The following is a 13,211-nucleotide window of genomic DNA, read 5'->3' as shown; positions in this document are numbered from 1 at the left end:
CTGGGGAGAGTTCGACCTCTGCCAAGTTGATGTAAGTCTGCTTGGTAAGTTGTCTCAATGAATCAGGAATCCCCGTCCGTTCTACGGCGGGGAGTGTCAATTTTTCTCTGGTGTGTCTGGAGCATCTTGCCTTACTTTCTGGCAATGATGGCAAGTGGTCTAATTTTCCAGTTGTCACTAATGGGACTCTCCCCACTACTTTCGATCATTTTTGTCAAGGTTAAATCATGAAGCTGTTGTTATTCTTTTTGGGTTTGGCGCTGGTCTCGGCGGCGATCTTTATCCTTCGCCCGATTGTTCGCAATTTGCCGCAGTTTGGGTTTCTAGATTTTCTGATTAGTGGCTTTGCCCTGTCGTTGCTAACGGGTGGTGTAAAGATGCTTTGGGCGGCTTTCTTCGTGCCATAGGCGATCGCCTATAATATTTTTGTGGGTCGTCTAGAAAAAGCTAGGACTGCGTGACCGTTTGGCACGATACGCAAGTGAAAACCTTGCCTCACCAATAAATAAACACAAAGAAAGGCGATCGCTAAATTAGCGATCGCCTTTCTTTGTGTCGTAATTAATTACGGTAGCTGCTTCTTGGGTGTTTATTTCTTAGGTGGCTCTTTGAAATGAATGCCAGTCTTATTTTTGAGATTAATTAAGTCACGATCTACAGAACTTACTTTGCTCTTAGGTGTTTCGGGCTTTGATTTATCAACAGATTTTTTTGCTTGAGGATTACTTATCAGATCGTAAGCATGAAACATATACAGACTTACTACAAACCAACTAAAACTAATTACAAAATAAAATCTTTGCAAGTCATCTCTATATCTGTAAACATCGTACTGAGAGAGGTTTGGAGCAAAAGGTGAGGTTATTACTAGAGTTAGAAGTAAACCAAAATAAGTAACTACATAGGTTAATGCTGCTTCTTTGATACTTACTGGTGATGGTATTTTCTTAGCCCATCCATCGGGTTTGTTGCCTAACAGCCAGCAATGAATATAGGCATAGGCAACACAGGGGATGAGTATTACAACAGCCAAAATTATTAAAAACAAGCTCGGAATTTGAGAAGCGCGATATATGTTTCTAGGTAAATTCTCTAATCCGCTTATTAATACCCCTGTTACTACTGCAATAAAAATCAGCAAGATTGTCCTTAACCAACTAATACCCCTTGGCATCCATCCCATGACGCACCTCTTAAATTTATATTTTATCTACCTGTACTCTCTGCGATCGCTACCAAGCGATCACTTACAGCCCTGTCAATTAAAGCAAGCTGCTTGAGTGGCAATGACTTAATTTTGTCTACCATTTGATCAAAACTTTTTGCTTTGGGTTTGCCCTCTACTGCATACACAAATTCTTCAACAGTCATTCCTACCATCTCCGATATACGCAAAAGGCTCTTTACATCAGGCATATAAACGCCTTTTTCCCATGAAGATACAGAAGTATGACTCACTCCCAAGAGATCTGCAAAAGCAGATTTTGATAAATTTCCTCTGGCTTGTACAACCAGAGAACCCAGTCTTTCTCTAGCTTCTATATTCATATTTTTATGCAAGGTAGCTTGCAAATAGCCTAACACGACTAGCATGAAAGGTAGCTTGTAATACTTGCAAGCTAGTTGATATTGTGTTACGTTGTTTGCAAGGTAGCTTTCATTAATTGCAAGGTAGCTATGAGTAAAACCAAAACACAAATCACCATCGAAAGAGACTTAGCTAAAGACCTTAGAGTGCTTGCTGCTAAACACAATCGAAGCAATAGCGAAATAGCTGAAGAAGCTTTTCGATACTGCTTTTCTAATTCGGATTTTCTAAAAAAATTAGATGTCATTGAGCCATAACCTTATGACTACTTACCCCCATTACCGCCAAACCACCGAACAAGGCACAATCATCCGCCTAGTCGGTAGAAACCCTGACGGCACACTGATCGCCGATGCACTCTTTGGACAGGAAAACAACAAAGGATGGTGGCGACTAGTCCCATTGACCATGAGAAAAATTCTCCAAGACACAAGCAAACTCCCAGAGTTTGACGACCATTACCCACAAGACTTTTTACCCATTCGCTAGACCTATGCCATACCCAAATCCCGCAGGCTACTACAGCCTAGAAATGCCCGAAAGCATTGAGAAAGAAATCGTTGAGCTTGAGTACGTTGAGACGGCTGAACTGCTCAACGAAATTACCTACACGCTCACCCCTTGTGGCACAGACGACATCACCACCAATGACCTCTCCCAAGAGGCAGATGACTGGATCAATCAGCGATCGCCAGAACAAACAATTTCCCTAATTCGTTGGCTGGCTGAACGCCTTGATTACTTGGCAAAAGGCACACATCATCCCTAACCCTCATGACATACAAGGATCTCAGAAAACAAATTGAGGCATTGAACAACCTCAAAAAACAATGCCCCGATCCAGTTGCCGCCGACCTGATCGAAGAAGCGATTCTCACCCTAGAACAAGCCCAGATTCAACTCACAAACGGATAACTCTATGCCCTGTCCAAACCCCCTAGGCTTTTACAGCCTTGAACTTGCCCCCAAGATCGAGGCAGAACTCATCAACGGCGATCTCTGCAAAATCGCTGATCTAATCAGCGAGATCGCAACTCTGCAAATAAGCCCGGACGGGTTTGTTTTCTGTACCTGCTTTAGCAATGAAGCCGATCAAGCTATTGAAGATCTCAAGCCCAGCCAGCAAATAGCGCTAATGCGCTGGGCAGCCGAGCGCTTAGAGTGGCTGCACTCTCAACAAGAGTCCAATTTCAATGATTAACCCTGTCGAAACCCGTTTTTTTGATTTTTTCAAACACAAACCCCATGACTCAAACCGATCTACCCGTAAAACGCCTAAGCCTGATAGTCCCCCAAGACGTAGCCGAAGAGATTTGCGACCAACCCACACCAGCTAAAGCAATGCTCTTGGCACAGCTAGGGGAAGAAGTTTTAGAGCGCTTTGAAGCTTATCCCTATTTGCTCCTAAGCGCCACCACAACCCAGTGGCTAAAGGCTCTCACCCTGCGTCAAACCCTGCAATTTATTGAGAATTTGTCACTTATGTTAATGAGTGAACTCAATGGCTAAATACCTTTTGCTCCTTTCCCTATTCATGGCGGCAGCACCTGCCGCCCTTGCCTACTCCCAAGACCCCAGATCTTGCGGCGATCCACGCACACAATACCCATCAAATCCACCATGTCAGAGCTTAAAGATTGGGACCCAGATTTAATTCCCACTAACCCTAGCTGGAGAGCATTATTTGAAGCTCAAAAAGCCGTCAATGATGCTCTATTAAGCCGCAATCGCGATCTACTGTCCAAAGCCGAAGACGATCGCGCATTAATCCAAAGCCTAAACGCTCAACTCAAAGAGCGTAAAAGGGATACAGAGCGCGAGTTCATGCTTATCAAACGTGATGCGATCGCTACTCTCAGAGCGATCAACCTCATGCTGCTTTCCTCACTTTGCTCTGATGGGCATTGGCTCACCCACCGCGCCCGAAACTTCCGCATGAAGCACATCGCCGAGATTTGCGCCAATGCCATCAGTCAGATGGATGGCAAGTCTTTCCCCACTTGGGATGACGATTTTTAGTGAAGTTTAAAAAATTTCAGATTATCAAACGCGATCGCCTAATTACCCATGAGTAGTTAGGCGATCTAATCAATCAAAACTATATGCCGAAAAAACAAGACTATTACGTTGATTATTTGCAGCAAAAAATGGCGGCTGAAACCTATGCAAAGCAGATAAACAGGATGATTTCCGACATTTTGCACAATCGAAAACAGTACAAGGACTTAGACATGACACACGCCAAATTTGTCGAACTGGTGCGCGAGATGCGCTACAACCAGCGCCAATATTTCAAACATCGCACCCAAGGCTTTTTGGAAAAATCGAAAGCACTTGAAAAGCAAGTAGATCAATACCTTGCCGACACATCCCTGCCCAATCAACAAAAGCTTTTCTAAAATCATGGCTCCATCCAACATCATCATCGATCCACCGAATGAGAAACACCGCCAAGAATGGCTAGACAGCGCCATCGACGAGCTAATTATTGATGCAAACCTGCACACCATCACCGATCACAGAACAATAAACCACCTGCTAGGCTGGAAAACCCCAAGGGGAGCCGCAGGAAAGCAAACCAAAGAAGATCGCACCTGTTGGGCAGTTTGGGGTAGAAATCCCTTTGATCGTGAATCAGTACATTTCGGTGTGCAGGTCAAACCCGATAACCCGCGAACTAACGATGATGGCAAACCCATCAAATACGAATCAAGGTACGGCAAAGGCGAGGCTAGTCAGCCTCTTTTTTTGCAAGTTCCCGATCAGATTTGGGAGCGAATCGCCGCAAAATGGGCGGTTCCCATACTCCCAGAGGCATATCAAAAAGGCTTTTGGCAATGGGTGCTAGACAATCCCCGAATACCCGTACTCATCACCGAGGGAGCCAAGAAAGCCGCCTCATTACTTAGCAATGCCTTTGTATCCATTTCTATCGCTGGTGTGAGCAATGGTCAATATTTAGGCGAGTTAAACCCATATCTAGCGCCATTTTGCCAAGTCAGTCGCCGCGTCTATCTCGCCTATGATTCCGATCTTCACTCTAAGCAATCAGTCCGCAAAGAATTAGATCGCCTTGGCAGGTTGATCGCCGCCAGTGGCTCAGTTCCTAATGTAATGCTATGGGATGAAAGCTTGGCAAAAGGTATTGATGATTTTATCGGCGAGTTCGGAGCCGATGAACTTGACAAAATTTATTCAAAATCCTTGACCTTTGAGGCATACCGCCGACAGGCAGCAAATGATGCAGCCAAAGAACCAGAGGAAATTGAAACCGAGCAGCACTTTAACCAAATAGCGATCGCCACAATTTATAAAAATGAGCGCTATGTCTGCCTCAATGATGTCCTTCACCGTTGGACTGGGTCTCATTACGAACCGTCTAGCGATGCTGTTGAAAAGCGGCGTATTTTTCGATTTTGCAACGATTACAAGTACTACGATACAAGGCTTAGAAAGTACACATATCGCTATGCCAATGACCAGAGCGTTAATGGGGTTTTGAAATGGTTTAAAAACTCTTGTGGGGTGGACTTGCCAGACATCAACCCATCAGGGCTAAACCTGCTTAATGGAGTGCTAACGATCCAATGGCAGGGGCGTACACCGACTTATAAGCTCAAAAAGCACGATCCAAGCGTCATATATACCTATGTCTCTAGGGTCAAGTACGACCCAGACGCAGACCGCACCTATTGCGACAGGCTGTTAAGTGTCCTTGACCCCGATCAACAAAAGATCCTGCTCAAAGTTTGCGCCGCAGCCCTAGACCTTGCCACAGTCAGAGCCAAAGCCGATAACCGATCCGTTAAGTGCCTATTGCTCAAAGGTGACGGTAACAACGGGAAAGACGCTCTACGGGAATGTATCAGCGAAATATTTGGCAAACAATCTGTCACCACCTGCGGATTTTCCGATTTTAGGGACTATGACCAAGGCAGAAAATTCAACATTGCCAAGCTTGCCTATAGCCGTATTAATTGGAGTCCTGAGAATACAGACGCTTTACTCTTGGATAAGTTAGATGTCATCAAGCGGATCGTCACTGGTGACACGATTGATATTGAATTTAAAAATCAGGACACCGTACCACTAGACCCGAATTTTGCGCTGCTTTTCAACGTCAACAAGATGCCAGCGCTTTGGGGGGCGCAGGAAGCTATCAAATCACGCTATGCAATTTTGTCTTTCAATAAAACGATCGTCAAAAATGCCGACCCCAATAACCCTGATGAAATAGAAGGCGATCCACGGTACAAATACGATCCAGAATTTCGCCAAACCCAAGTAGCCCCCGCCCTGCTCAACCGCTTGCTAGAGTCCCTAACCGAACTCATGGATAGCGGTATTGATTACAGCAGTTGCGATGCCGCCATTCAATCGGCGCGTGAAGACTCTTGCCACTTGCTCAAGTGGGCAAAAGAGATCGGGCTTGAGTATGGCAAAGGGCGGATTAGATTGGGCGATTTGTTCAACAATCTCAAGCAATGGTATGTGGACAACGGCATTTTAGAGATCGAAGAATCAGCCACAGGCAAGGAGCGCTTGCAATGGCTGGACGAGGGCGATAAATATGATCCGTTTGTCAAAGCGCCGCGATTAATGAGGTCAGCAATAGCCAAACTGTTTCCTAACGCCAAATTTAGCGAGAAAACAGAATATGGTTTTTTTGCTACTGGCATTCAATCACAGCAATTTGCAGATTTACCTAATTTTGGTTCATTTGGTTCAGGAGAAGAAGAAAAAGAAGAAGCAACAAGAATTTCACAGGCTGAACCAAATCCTGAACCAAATAATTTTGCTTCAGGATTTGATTTTGGTTCAGGCTTGATTCAGGCTGAACCAAATGAACCAAATAATTTTCAGGCTGAACCAAACCAAGCTATACCCAGCAATGGTTTTGAAGCACCTGAACCAAATGAACCAAAAAACAATTATTCAAAATCTAATCAGCAGCAACCACAGCTAAAAATTGGCGATCGTGTGGACTTTTGGCGATACGCCTCGGCGTGCGACAAATTCCACAAAATCCGCAATCTGCCCGATAGAGGCTACATAGTCAGGGACTTGACCTATAACCAAGGCATTTTACAAGCCGAAATCAAGCACCCATCAATGAAAGCCTCATTAGTGGTTGATGCTGAATGGCTAATGCACGCGCTGGAGGTGATGGCGTGAGGCAGAGTGACTGGATTGACACCGATCAAGCAGCTTTGCAACTTGGCATAACCCGCCGCCAGTTGCTAAAGCTACGCAGCAAGGGAATTTTCAAGGCTGGTAAGCATTACCGCAAGAAAAACCCCATAGCCGCCCGCCCTGCCTATATTTGGCACGTTGAAAAATGTTCAAAAATTTTGGAAACCTAAGCAGTAAAAAATGATGGAGACAAAACCTGTCGACTATGATCTTGATCTGATCTGGGAAAGCGTTCTTGCTATTGTGCAACCATCCACAAGGGCGTTATTCGTCCATACCATGAACGCATTTGTGGTGGGAATTGATCATCAAACAGTAAGAGTATGCTTAGCTGTAGAACGCAGTAACTCGATTGAAAATCGGGCTAAAGAGAAGCGCAAAGAATTAGAAACAGCTTTCTCAAGGAGGCTTCAAAGATCTGTCAAGGTTGCTTTTCGCTGTGATCCTCACGCTATTAATTCAAAAAGAGATCGTCTCAATAGATCGATGAAAAAACCACAAGGCGATCTTTTTGCGCTTTTAGGCGGTTCTGAGCCTGTAAAGCCAAATCTTATTAAGTCCTATAATTTGCCGTGCTTTCATGTAGTTGTTTGCATCGGACATACAGATAACATGGAAAGCTCTGGGGACACCTTAGCCGAAGCTATGGAGCCTTTGGGTGGGATGGGGGCTTTGTATTCTCTAAAAGATGATCCTGAAAATGACTTAGCTTTTAGGAACCTATACAAAAAGGATGTAAAACATTTGAAATTTGGAGATGATTATGGCTTTGAGATTTTCAAGGATGACTTAGCTATGGCGAAATGGGGGGGGTTTGACTCCATTGAAGATCTTCAAGAAGCACAGCGACAGGATGCAAAAAGGGAGGTTTTGATCAGGTCACGCATTGTCCTAGGGGATGAATAAAACAGAGCAGCAAAATGTTAATCCCCCCGCGTATTTAGTCCTAATTTTAGGCTAGTCATTTTTTCACTAGCCTAAAATTAGCTTATAGCAAGCAATCCAGAAAATAGTCTAGCCGATTCGTAATCGGCAGGTCGACAGTTCAAATCTGTTCATCGGCTTACTCTTTAAAGCTATGCGAATAAATAAAGGGCGGTACGAAGTACCGCCCTTTATTTATTCGGGTTCATCATCTTCTAAGTCTGGATCATCTGGGAATGGTTCACCTAGCCAGCGCTCTAAAATCCGTCTTGTCTCTAGCCTTAACCCTTTAATTTCTGCCTGTTGCTTGCGATATCTTTGATCTAGCTTTCTGATTCTGTCTTGATCTCTGATAATCGCGTTAGCAATCTGGTCAAACTTTTCATCTAGTTTATTGGCTGTTACTTGTATAGCTCTCGCGTTGGAATCAGCGATCGCTTTAGTTTCCACAAGGGAACTTTCCAGCCTTGTTAATGAATCCTCTAACCTTGATATTGACTGAGTATTCCTTTCTGAAAGAATTAAAGCTTGCTCAGCAATAATCTGTAATTGCTCAAAGGTCATGCTCATTTATTTATCTCCTTTAAGGTCATAGCCATGAAACATATACAGAGTTGTTACTAACCAAACTACGGGTAGAGATAATCAAGGAAGGCTTTCCCATTTTTGGCGGGAGGCTAGTCGGGCTTTCCCTGAAGCAGCCCATTCTTGCAAAAGGTTAATTTCTTGTTGGGCGGTTTGGGCGAGGGGGACAATTTGGCTGGCGGCTTCGAGGATGTCATCGGTGGTGAAATCACGGTTTTGACTGAAGCCGATGTGCATTGCTTCAATGATGCTTTGTTCAATTTCTGCGCCTGAGAAGTCGGGGGTTTCGTAGGCTAGGCGAGCGATATCGTAGCTACGCAGATTGTGAGGACGATATTTTTGAAGATGCACTTCAAATATTTGCGATCGCTCTTCTTGATTGGGCAAACCCACAAAAAATACTTCATCAAAACGTCCCTTTCGCAATAGTTCGGCAGGTAAAGCTCTAATATTGTTGGCGGTTGCCACAATAAATACGGGGGTCGTTTTTTCTGCCATCCATGTTAAAAATGTGCCGAATACGCGATTGGTTGTGCCTGAGTCGCCGCGTCCGTCTGCTCCTGCAAAGGCTTTATCGATCTCATCAATCCACAACACGCAGGGAGAAAGTGCTTCGGCAAGTTGGGTCATCTGGCGGGTGCGGGATTCACTTTCGCCGACTAGACCTGCAAAGAGGCGACCCACATCAAGGCGCAGTAATGGCAAGTGCCAATGGTGGGAAATGGCTTTGGCGGTGAGGGATTTGCCTGTGCCTTGGATGCCTGCAAGGAGCAGCCCTCTTGGATGGGGTAGTCCGTACTTGCGGGCGCGATCGCTAAAGGCTCCGCCCCGCCGCAATAGCCACTCCTTGAGGTTATCAAGTCCGCCAATGTCGCTAATTTCGGTAGTCGATGGATAAAATTCTAAAATTTTAGTTTGGCGAATGCTTTGGCGCTTTTCTTCAAGGATTAGCTCCACGTCTTCAGAGCGCAAATAGCCATTTTCGGCGATCGCTTTGGCAAGAACGCGCCTAATTCTTTCTAAGGATAGCCCCTGACCTGCCCGCACCAAGTCATTGATTGCCTGTGTGCTTAGTTGTGTACCATTAGCCGCCAAGTTATTTGCAGTATTATTTACAGTGTTATTTACGGAGCGAGCAATCTGTTCTACTTCAGTTTTGAGATCTTCGGCATTGGGGAGGGGAAACTCTAAGATGGTAAAAAATTCGCTAAGGCTATCAGGAATATTAATTTGTGAGGCAATGACAATAATATTTTGCGATTCGCCTTTGAGTTTACGGGCAAGATTTTTGAGCTTACGGGCGATCGCCACATCATCGAGAAAGCGATCGAAATCCCTAAGTACAAAAATAGCTCCTTTTGCGACCTTATCGACTAATTCGAGAGCTTGGAGCGGATTGCGTTTACCAGTGCCTGTATCGGTAGGGTTGGATTGATAACCATCGACAAAATCCCAAATATAAACATTGCGCCCAAGGGATTTAGCCACATTGCTAATCACTAATTCCACCCTTTCTTCTTCGGCTGAGGGTATATAAATTAGGGGATAACGGGCGCGAAGGGTTAAATTTAGTTCCCTTTCAAAGTTCATAGGGTTAGGCTGCTTGCTATTATTTGAACAATTTTGAACAATTTTGTTGTTTGTTTGAAGTAAATGATACATTGATCTACAGATATAGGGATTGGCTTTGGCATAATCTAAAGAGTGATATAAAAAAATTTAGAAGATCATAGGCTTAAAAATGACCAAGAAGCTGCTAATTGTTGATGATGAGCCTCACATTCGCCTGCTATTGGAGCAGACCTTAGAAAAGTTAGAAGATCATGATGTGGAACTATTGACAGCTACCAATGGTTTGGAGGCTCTAGAAACTATCCAAACAGAAAGACCTGACCTAGTTTTTCTGGATGTAATGATGCCGAAAATGAATGGCTATGATGTGTGCCAAAAGGTGAAAGACGAGCTTGGGATTACGGACGTATTTATCATTATGCTGACAGCTAAGGGGCAGGAGTTCGATCGTAGTCGTGGTAAAGATGTTGGTGCAGATATCTATATGACTAAACCCTTTGATCCTGATGAGATTCTTGAAAAGTCCTGTGAAATTCTAGGAATAGAAATTTAATGAGTATTAACTTGACCTATGGTTTGAGCGATTCGCAATTAGATAGTCATCAAGGCAGTAGCCAAAGGCAGTTAGCGATCGCCATTTCCGCTACTGCTGATGCTAATAGCAATGCGCCCCTCAATCTCTGTCTTGTATTAGATCATAGCGGCTCGATGGGGGGCAGCCCCCTTGATACGGTTAAACGTGCTGCTCAAGATCTGCTGGCACAGATGAGCGATCGCGATCGCATTAGCGTCATTGGTTTCGATCACAAAGCTTCGGTCGTTGTCGAAAATCAAAATGTCGATCGCCTTGAATCGATCAAAAGTAAAATCCAATCCTTGCGTGCCTCTGGGGGAACCTGCATTGACGATGGCATCAAGTTAGGTTTGCAGGAATCTAGCAAGGGGAAAAATGGCACGGTTAGCCAGATCTTTGTCTTAACCGATGGCGAAAATGAACATGGGGACAATGAGCGCTGCTTTCAATTTTCGCGTCTTGCCACCGAATACAATATGACTTTGCATAGCTTAGGTTTTGGTGATAGCTGGAATCAGGATGTTTTAGAAAGAATTGCCGATGCGGGGGGTGGCTCTATGGGATATATTCCTACCCCTGAGGTTGCGGGATCTGAATTCCAAAGGTTATTGCGAAGGGTAAAGGCGATCGGTTTGACCAATGCCCATTTAATTTTGCAGGTTGCGCCCCATGTCAGGTTGGCAGAGTTAAAACCGATCGCTCAGGTTGCCCCCGATACGATCGAACTATCCTATCAAACCGAAGGGGATGCAATTATCGTGCGCTTAGGCGATCTGATGACCGACGTGGAGCGCGTGGTTCTGTTAAATTTGTATATTAGTCCTGCCGCCTATGTTCAACAATATCCTGATCGCGCTGACATTCCCATTCTTACGGCACAGGTTCGTTATGATGTCCCGTCATTGGCGCAGGTAAATAGTCTATCTAATCCTGTGGCGATCGCTGCGGAACTAGTTCAAGATCACTCACCCCAAACAGATCCTAAAATTCAAACCCATATCCTTGCCTTGGCAAAATATCGCCAAACCCAACTTGCCGAACAGAAATTGCAACAGGGCGATCGCGTAGGTGCAGCAACCATGCTGCAATCAGCCGCCCAAACTGCTTTACAAATGGGCGATTACAAAGGCTCAACCATTTTACAAAATAATGCCACGCGCCTACAAACAGGGACAACTTTGAGTGAAGGCGATCGTAAACAAACTAGAATTGCTGCTAAAACCACATTACAATCACTGACATAGCCGCAAAATAAGCCACAAATGGAGTATGATTACCTGCCCTAACTGCAATCACAACAACCCTGAAGGAGCCATAAATTGCGAAGCCTGTTTTACGCCTTTGCCAATTATCAATAGCAATATTCACAGCATTACTCAAACTATTCAATGTCCTAACTGTAATGGTACTGTTCTTGCAAGTGCAAGATTTTGTGGACATTGTGGTTTTAATCTAATTACATCAGGCGAAGAAAATCTCAACGCCCCCCTTGAAATTGTTGGAGCAAATGCCATGTCAAATATAAATTCTAGTGTTTCTAACGAACCCGAATCTGAATCAAACATAAGTAGTGAAGTGCCAACTAGTCCAAACCTAGGGGAACCAGCAGCTTTGGAATTAGTTACACCCTTAACCATAGGCGGTGGCGACTATGCCAAGACCCAATTCCAGCAGTTCTCGGCAACACTCATCCATGTGCAGACCAACCTCAAGATTGAAATACCAGCACACTTACCTGTCATCCATATTGGCAAACCTAATAATGTGATTCCACCTGATATTGATGTTTCTGGGTTCCCCGATTCCGATATCGTTTCGCGGATACACGCTGACATTAGGATTGAAGCAGGAGAATTTTATTTTGAAGATACAGGTAGCTCTAATGGTACTTATATTAATAACTTGCCATTACCTGCGGGGAATCGCCATAAATTAAGAGTAGGCGATCGCATTTCTCTAGGCAAAGGTGACAAAGTTAGTTTTATTTTCCAACTAGCCTAAAATTTGAAATCCAAATTCAGTAAGTTTTTTAAATCAAGCAATGGCATAGCCATTGCTTGATTTGTTGTTATTCGTTATCCCATTTATCTTGTTTCGAGATAAAGAGACATAAATCTAGACTCATATTAAGTCTAGATTTATAGCTATTGGACAAATTTTACAAAAGCTGGTTGCGATTCTAAAAAAGGTTGGCAGTAAATCGCAACTCGAATATTGGAAGCCACACATTGCATTGTTTGCAATATTTTCTCAGTGGTAATTTAAGAATACAAGTCTCGAATATAGACCTATGTTAAGTCTCATCATTAACATATAAGACTTATTGTGTATCCTTTTAAGTGATTAAGTCTTATATATAGACTCATAAATAGACTTAACATGGCAATAAGAGACTGTCTGTATGCCTTTGCAGAAATTATTTATACTGTATGGCTGGTTAACTGATGTTGTGCATTTTTTCTATAACCATGTTTTGCTACACCAGAGTTTCATCGCTGGCATCACAGCAATGATCCAAAGGCACGGAATAAAAATTTTTCTGGGTTCCCCATAATTGACCTAAGTTAATTAATACATCCCTTTCGCGGCACTGGTTCCGTGTAATGAGTAGGGAAAAGCATTGCAATATATGACATATGGAGTTAATAATAAAAGATAAACTTCGGCTAAAAACACCAGTGTAATGAATCTATTTACCTATGCTTGTCCAGAATGTGGGAGCGAAGATGTGTGTGCTGACCACCAGTATAAGACGAAAAATTATGGGGTTAGGAC

Annotated in this window: 19 protein-coding genes; 15 read left to right on the top strand and 4 right to left on the bottom strand. The window is 43.8% G+C overall.

Features of this window, described 5'->3' with window-relative positions:
• Positions 1 to 227: 227 nt before the first annotated feature.
• Positions 228 to 407, top strand: a complete 180-nt coding sequence (locus H6F44_RS20055; protein WP_190352863.1) for a hypothetical protein — start codon at positions 228 to 230, stop codon at positions 405 to 407.
• Positions 408 to 589: 182 nt separating this feature from the next.
• Here the strand turns inward: H6F44_RS20055 and H6F44_RS20050 are convergent, their stop codons facing one another.
• Positions 590 to 1,183, bottom strand: a complete 594-nt coding sequence (locus H6F44_RS20050) for a hypothetical protein (protein WP_190352861.1) — start codon at positions 1,181 to 1,183, stop codon at positions 590 to 592.
• A 23-nt stretch (positions 1,184 to 1,206) separates the two neighbouring features.
• The gene (locus H6F44_RS20045) at positions 1,207 to 1,548 is read right to left on the bottom strand and encodes a helix-turn-helix transcriptional regulator (RefSeq protein WP_190352859.1); all 342 of its coding nucleotides are present in this window, start codon (positions 1,546 to 1,548) and stop codon (positions 1,207 to 1,209) included.
• Between the two features lie 129 nt (positions 1,549 to 1,677).
• Here H6F44_RS20045 and H6F44_RS20040 point away from each other — a divergent pair, with 129 nt between their 5' ends.
• The 11 genes from H6F44_RS20040 (at position 1,678) to H6F44_RS19990 (ending at position 7,687) form a co-directional block, all read left to right on the top strand.
• A complete protein-coding gene (locus H6F44_RS20040) occupies positions 1,678 to 1,845 on the top strand; it encodes a ribbon-helix-helix protein, CopG family (protein ID WP_190352857.1) in 168 nt (55 codons plus the stop codon).
• 4 nt (positions 1,846 to 1,849) lie between these two features.
• The gene (locus H6F44_RS20035; RefSeq protein ID WP_190352855.1) at positions 1,850 to 2,077 is read left to right on the top strand and encodes a hypothetical protein; all 228 of its coding nucleotides are present in this window, start codon (positions 1,850 to 1,852) and stop codon (positions 2,075 to 2,077) included.
• A gap of 4 nt (positions 2,078 to 2,081) precedes the next feature.
• The gene (locus H6F44_RS20030) at positions 2,082 to 2,357 is read left to right on the top strand and encodes a hypothetical protein (protein ID WP_190352853.1); all 276 of its coding nucleotides are present in this window, start codon (positions 2,082 to 2,084) and stop codon (positions 2,355 to 2,357) included.
• A 5-nt stretch (positions 2,358 to 2,362) separates the two neighbouring features.
• Entirely contained in the window at positions 2,363 to 2,503 is a 141-nt protein-coding gene (locus tag H6F44_RS20025; RefSeq protein WP_190352851.1) for a hypothetical protein, read from the top strand.
• Positions 2,504 to 2,507: 4 nt separating this feature from the next.
• Entirely contained in the window at positions 2,508 to 2,789 is a 282-nt protein-coding gene (locus tag H6F44_RS20020; protein ID WP_190352849.1) for a hypothetical protein, read from the top strand.
• A 44-nt stretch (positions 2,790 to 2,833) separates the two neighbouring features.
• Positions 2,834 to 3,097, top strand: coding sequence for a hypothetical protein (locus H6F44_RS20015; protein WP_190352847.1), 264 nt, complete (start codon positions 2,834 to 2,836; stop codon positions 3,095 to 3,097).
• A 111-nt stretch (positions 3,098 to 3,208) separates the two neighbouring features.
• Complete coding sequence (locus H6F44_RS20010) at positions 3,209 to 3,607, top strand: hypothetical protein (RefSeq protein WP_190352845.1); 399 nt, start codon at positions 3,209 to 3,211, stop codon at positions 3,605 to 3,607.
• Between the two features lie 128 nt (positions 3,608 to 3,735).
• Positions 3,736 to 3,987 (top strand): hypothetical protein, encoded by a 252-nt coding sequence (locus tag H6F44_RS20005; RefSeq protein ID WP_206754479.1) that lies wholly within the window; start codon positions 3,736 to 3,738, stop codon positions 3,985 to 3,987.
• A 4-nt stretch (positions 3,988 to 3,991) separates the two neighbouring features.
• A complete protein-coding gene (locus tag H6F44_RS20000) occupies positions 3,992 to 6,763 on the top strand; it encodes a DUF3854 domain-containing protein (protein WP_190352841.1) in 2,772 nt (923 codons plus the stop codon).
• Positions 6,730 to 6,951, top strand: a complete 222-nt coding sequence (locus H6F44_RS19995) for a DNA-binding protein (protein WP_190352839.1) — start codon at positions 6,730 to 6,732, stop codon at positions 6,949 to 6,951. Before H6F44_RS20000 ends, H6F44_RS19995 begins: the two co-directional genes overlap by 34 nt.
• A 13-nt stretch (positions 6,952 to 6,964) precedes the next feature.
• Positions 6,965 to 7,687, top strand: coding sequence for a hypothetical protein (locus H6F44_RS19990; RefSeq protein WP_206754478.1), 723 nt, complete (start codon positions 6,965 to 6,967; stop codon positions 7,685 to 7,687).
• A 213-nt stretch (positions 7,688 to 7,900) separates the two neighbouring features.
• On the opposite strand, the gene H6F44_RS19985 is transcribed toward H6F44_RS19990, so the two are convergent.
• Together H6F44_RS19985 and H6F44_RS19980 are read right to left on the bottom strand one after the other, a co-directional pair.
• Positions 7,901 to 8,275: a hypothetical protein gene (locus H6F44_RS19985; RefSeq protein WP_190352835.1), complete on the bottom strand. Its 375-nt coding sequence runs from the start codon at positions 8,273 to 8,275 to the stop codon at positions 7,901 to 7,903.
• A 75-nt stretch (positions 8,276 to 8,350) separates the two neighbouring features.
• Complete coding sequence (locus tag H6F44_RS19980; RefSeq protein WP_190352833.1) at positions 8,351 to 9,880, bottom strand: AAA family ATPase; 1,530 nt, start codon at positions 9,878 to 9,880, stop codon at positions 8,351 to 8,353.
• Positions 9,881 to 10,031: 151 nt separating this feature from the next.
• Here H6F44_RS19980 and H6F44_RS19975 point away from each other — a divergent pair, with 151 nt between their 5' ends.
• The 3 genes from H6F44_RS19975 to H6F44_RS19965 are packed head-to-tail and all read left to right on the top strand — an operon-like array spanning position 10,032 to position 12,437.
• Positions 10,032 to 10,415 (top strand): response regulator transcription factor, encoded by a 384-nt coding sequence (locus tag H6F44_RS19975; RefSeq protein ID WP_190352831.1) that lies wholly within the window; start codon positions 10,032 to 10,034, stop codon positions 10,413 to 10,415.
• Entirely contained in the window at positions 10,415 to 11,680 is a 1,266-nt protein-coding gene (locus tag H6F44_RS19970; protein WP_190352829.1) for a vWA domain-containing protein, read from the top strand. The genes H6F44_RS19975 and H6F44_RS19970 overlap by 1 nt, the downstream gene beginning before the upstream one ends.
• Before the next feature lie 25 nt (positions 11,681 to 11,705).
• Entirely contained in the window at positions 11,706 to 12,437 is a 732-nt protein-coding gene (locus H6F44_RS19965) for an FHA domain-containing protein (protein WP_190352828.1), read from the top strand.
• Positions 12,438 to 13,211 lie beyond the last annotated feature (774 nt).

The sequence above is a fragment of the Pseudanabaena cinerea FACHB-1277 genome (genome assembly GCF_014696345.1).
Lineage (GTDB): Bacteria > Cyanobacteriota > Cyanobacteriia > Pseudanabaenales > Pseudanabaenaceae > Pseudanabaena > Pseudanabaena cinerea.
This window is presented reverse-complemented; position numbering and strand designations above follow the sequence as displayed.

Coding starts and splice junctions, on each gene's coding strand:
- H6F44_RS20055 (WP_190352863.1), top strand. CDS start 228: ATGAAGCTGTTGTTATTCTTTTTGGGTTTGGCGCTGGTCTCGGCGGCG.
- H6F44_RS20050 (WP_190352861.1), bottom strand. CDS start 1,183: ATGGGATGGATGCCAAGGGGTATTAGTTGGTTAAGGACAATCTTGCTG.
- H6F44_RS20045 (WP_190352859.1), bottom strand. CDS start 1,548: ATGAATATAGAAGCTAGAGAAAGACTGGGTTCTCTGGTTGTACAAGCC.
- H6F44_RS20040 (WP_190352857.1), top strand. CDS start 1,678: ATGAGTAAAACCAAAACACAAATCACCATCGAAAGAGACTTAGCTAAA.
- H6F44_RS20035 (WP_190352855.1), top strand. CDS start 1,850: ATGACTACTTACCCCCATTACCGCCAAACCACCGAACAAGGCACAATC.
- H6F44_RS20030 (WP_190352853.1), top strand. CDS start 2,082: ATGCCATACCCAAATCCCGCAGGCTACTACAGCCTAGAAATGCCCGAA.
- H6F44_RS20025 (WP_190352851.1), top strand. CDS start 2,363: ATGACATACAAGGATCTCAGAAAACAAATTGAGGCATTGAACAACCTC.
- H6F44_RS20020 (WP_190352849.1), top strand. CDS start 2,508: ATGCCCTGTCCAAACCCCCTAGGCTTTTACAGCCTTGAACTTGCCCCC.
- H6F44_RS20015 (WP_190352847.1), top strand. CDS start 2,834: ATGACTCAAACCGATCTACCCGTAAAACGCCTAAGCCTGATAGTCCCC.
- H6F44_RS20010 (WP_190352845.1), top strand. CDS start 3,209: ATGTCAGAGCTTAAAGATTGGGACCCAGATTTAATTCCCACTAACCCT.
- H6F44_RS20005 (WP_206754479.1), top strand. CDS start 3,736: ATGGCGGCTGAAACCTATGCAAAGCAGATAAACAGGATGATTTCCGAC.
- H6F44_RS20000 (WP_190352841.1), top strand. CDS start 3,992: ATGGCTCCATCCAACATCATCATCGATCCACCGAATGAGAAACACCGC.
- H6F44_RS19995 (WP_190352839.1), top strand. CDS start 6,730: ATGGCTAATGCACGCGCTGGAGGTGATGGCGTGAGGCAGAGTGACTGG.
- H6F44_RS19990 (WP_206754478.1), top strand. CDS start 6,965: ATGGAGACAAAACCTGTCGACTATGATCTTGATCTGATCTGGGAAAGC.
- H6F44_RS19985 (WP_190352835.1), bottom strand. CDS start 8,275: ATGAGCATGACCTTTGAGCAATTACAGATTATTGCTGAGCAAGCTTTA.
- H6F44_RS19980 (WP_190352833.1), bottom strand. CDS start 9,880: ATGAACTTTGAAAGGGAACTAAATTTAACCCTTCGCGCCCGTTATCCC.
- H6F44_RS19975 (WP_190352831.1), top strand. CDS start 10,032: ATGACCAAGAAGCTGCTAATTGTTGATGATGAGCCTCACATTCGCCTG.
- H6F44_RS19970 (WP_190352829.1), top strand. CDS start 10,415: ATGAGTATTAACTTGACCTATGGTTTGAGCGATTCGCAATTAGATAGT.
- H6F44_RS19965 (WP_190352828.1), top strand. CDS start 11,706: ATGATTACCTGCCCTAACTGCAATCACAACAACCCTGAAGGAGCCATA.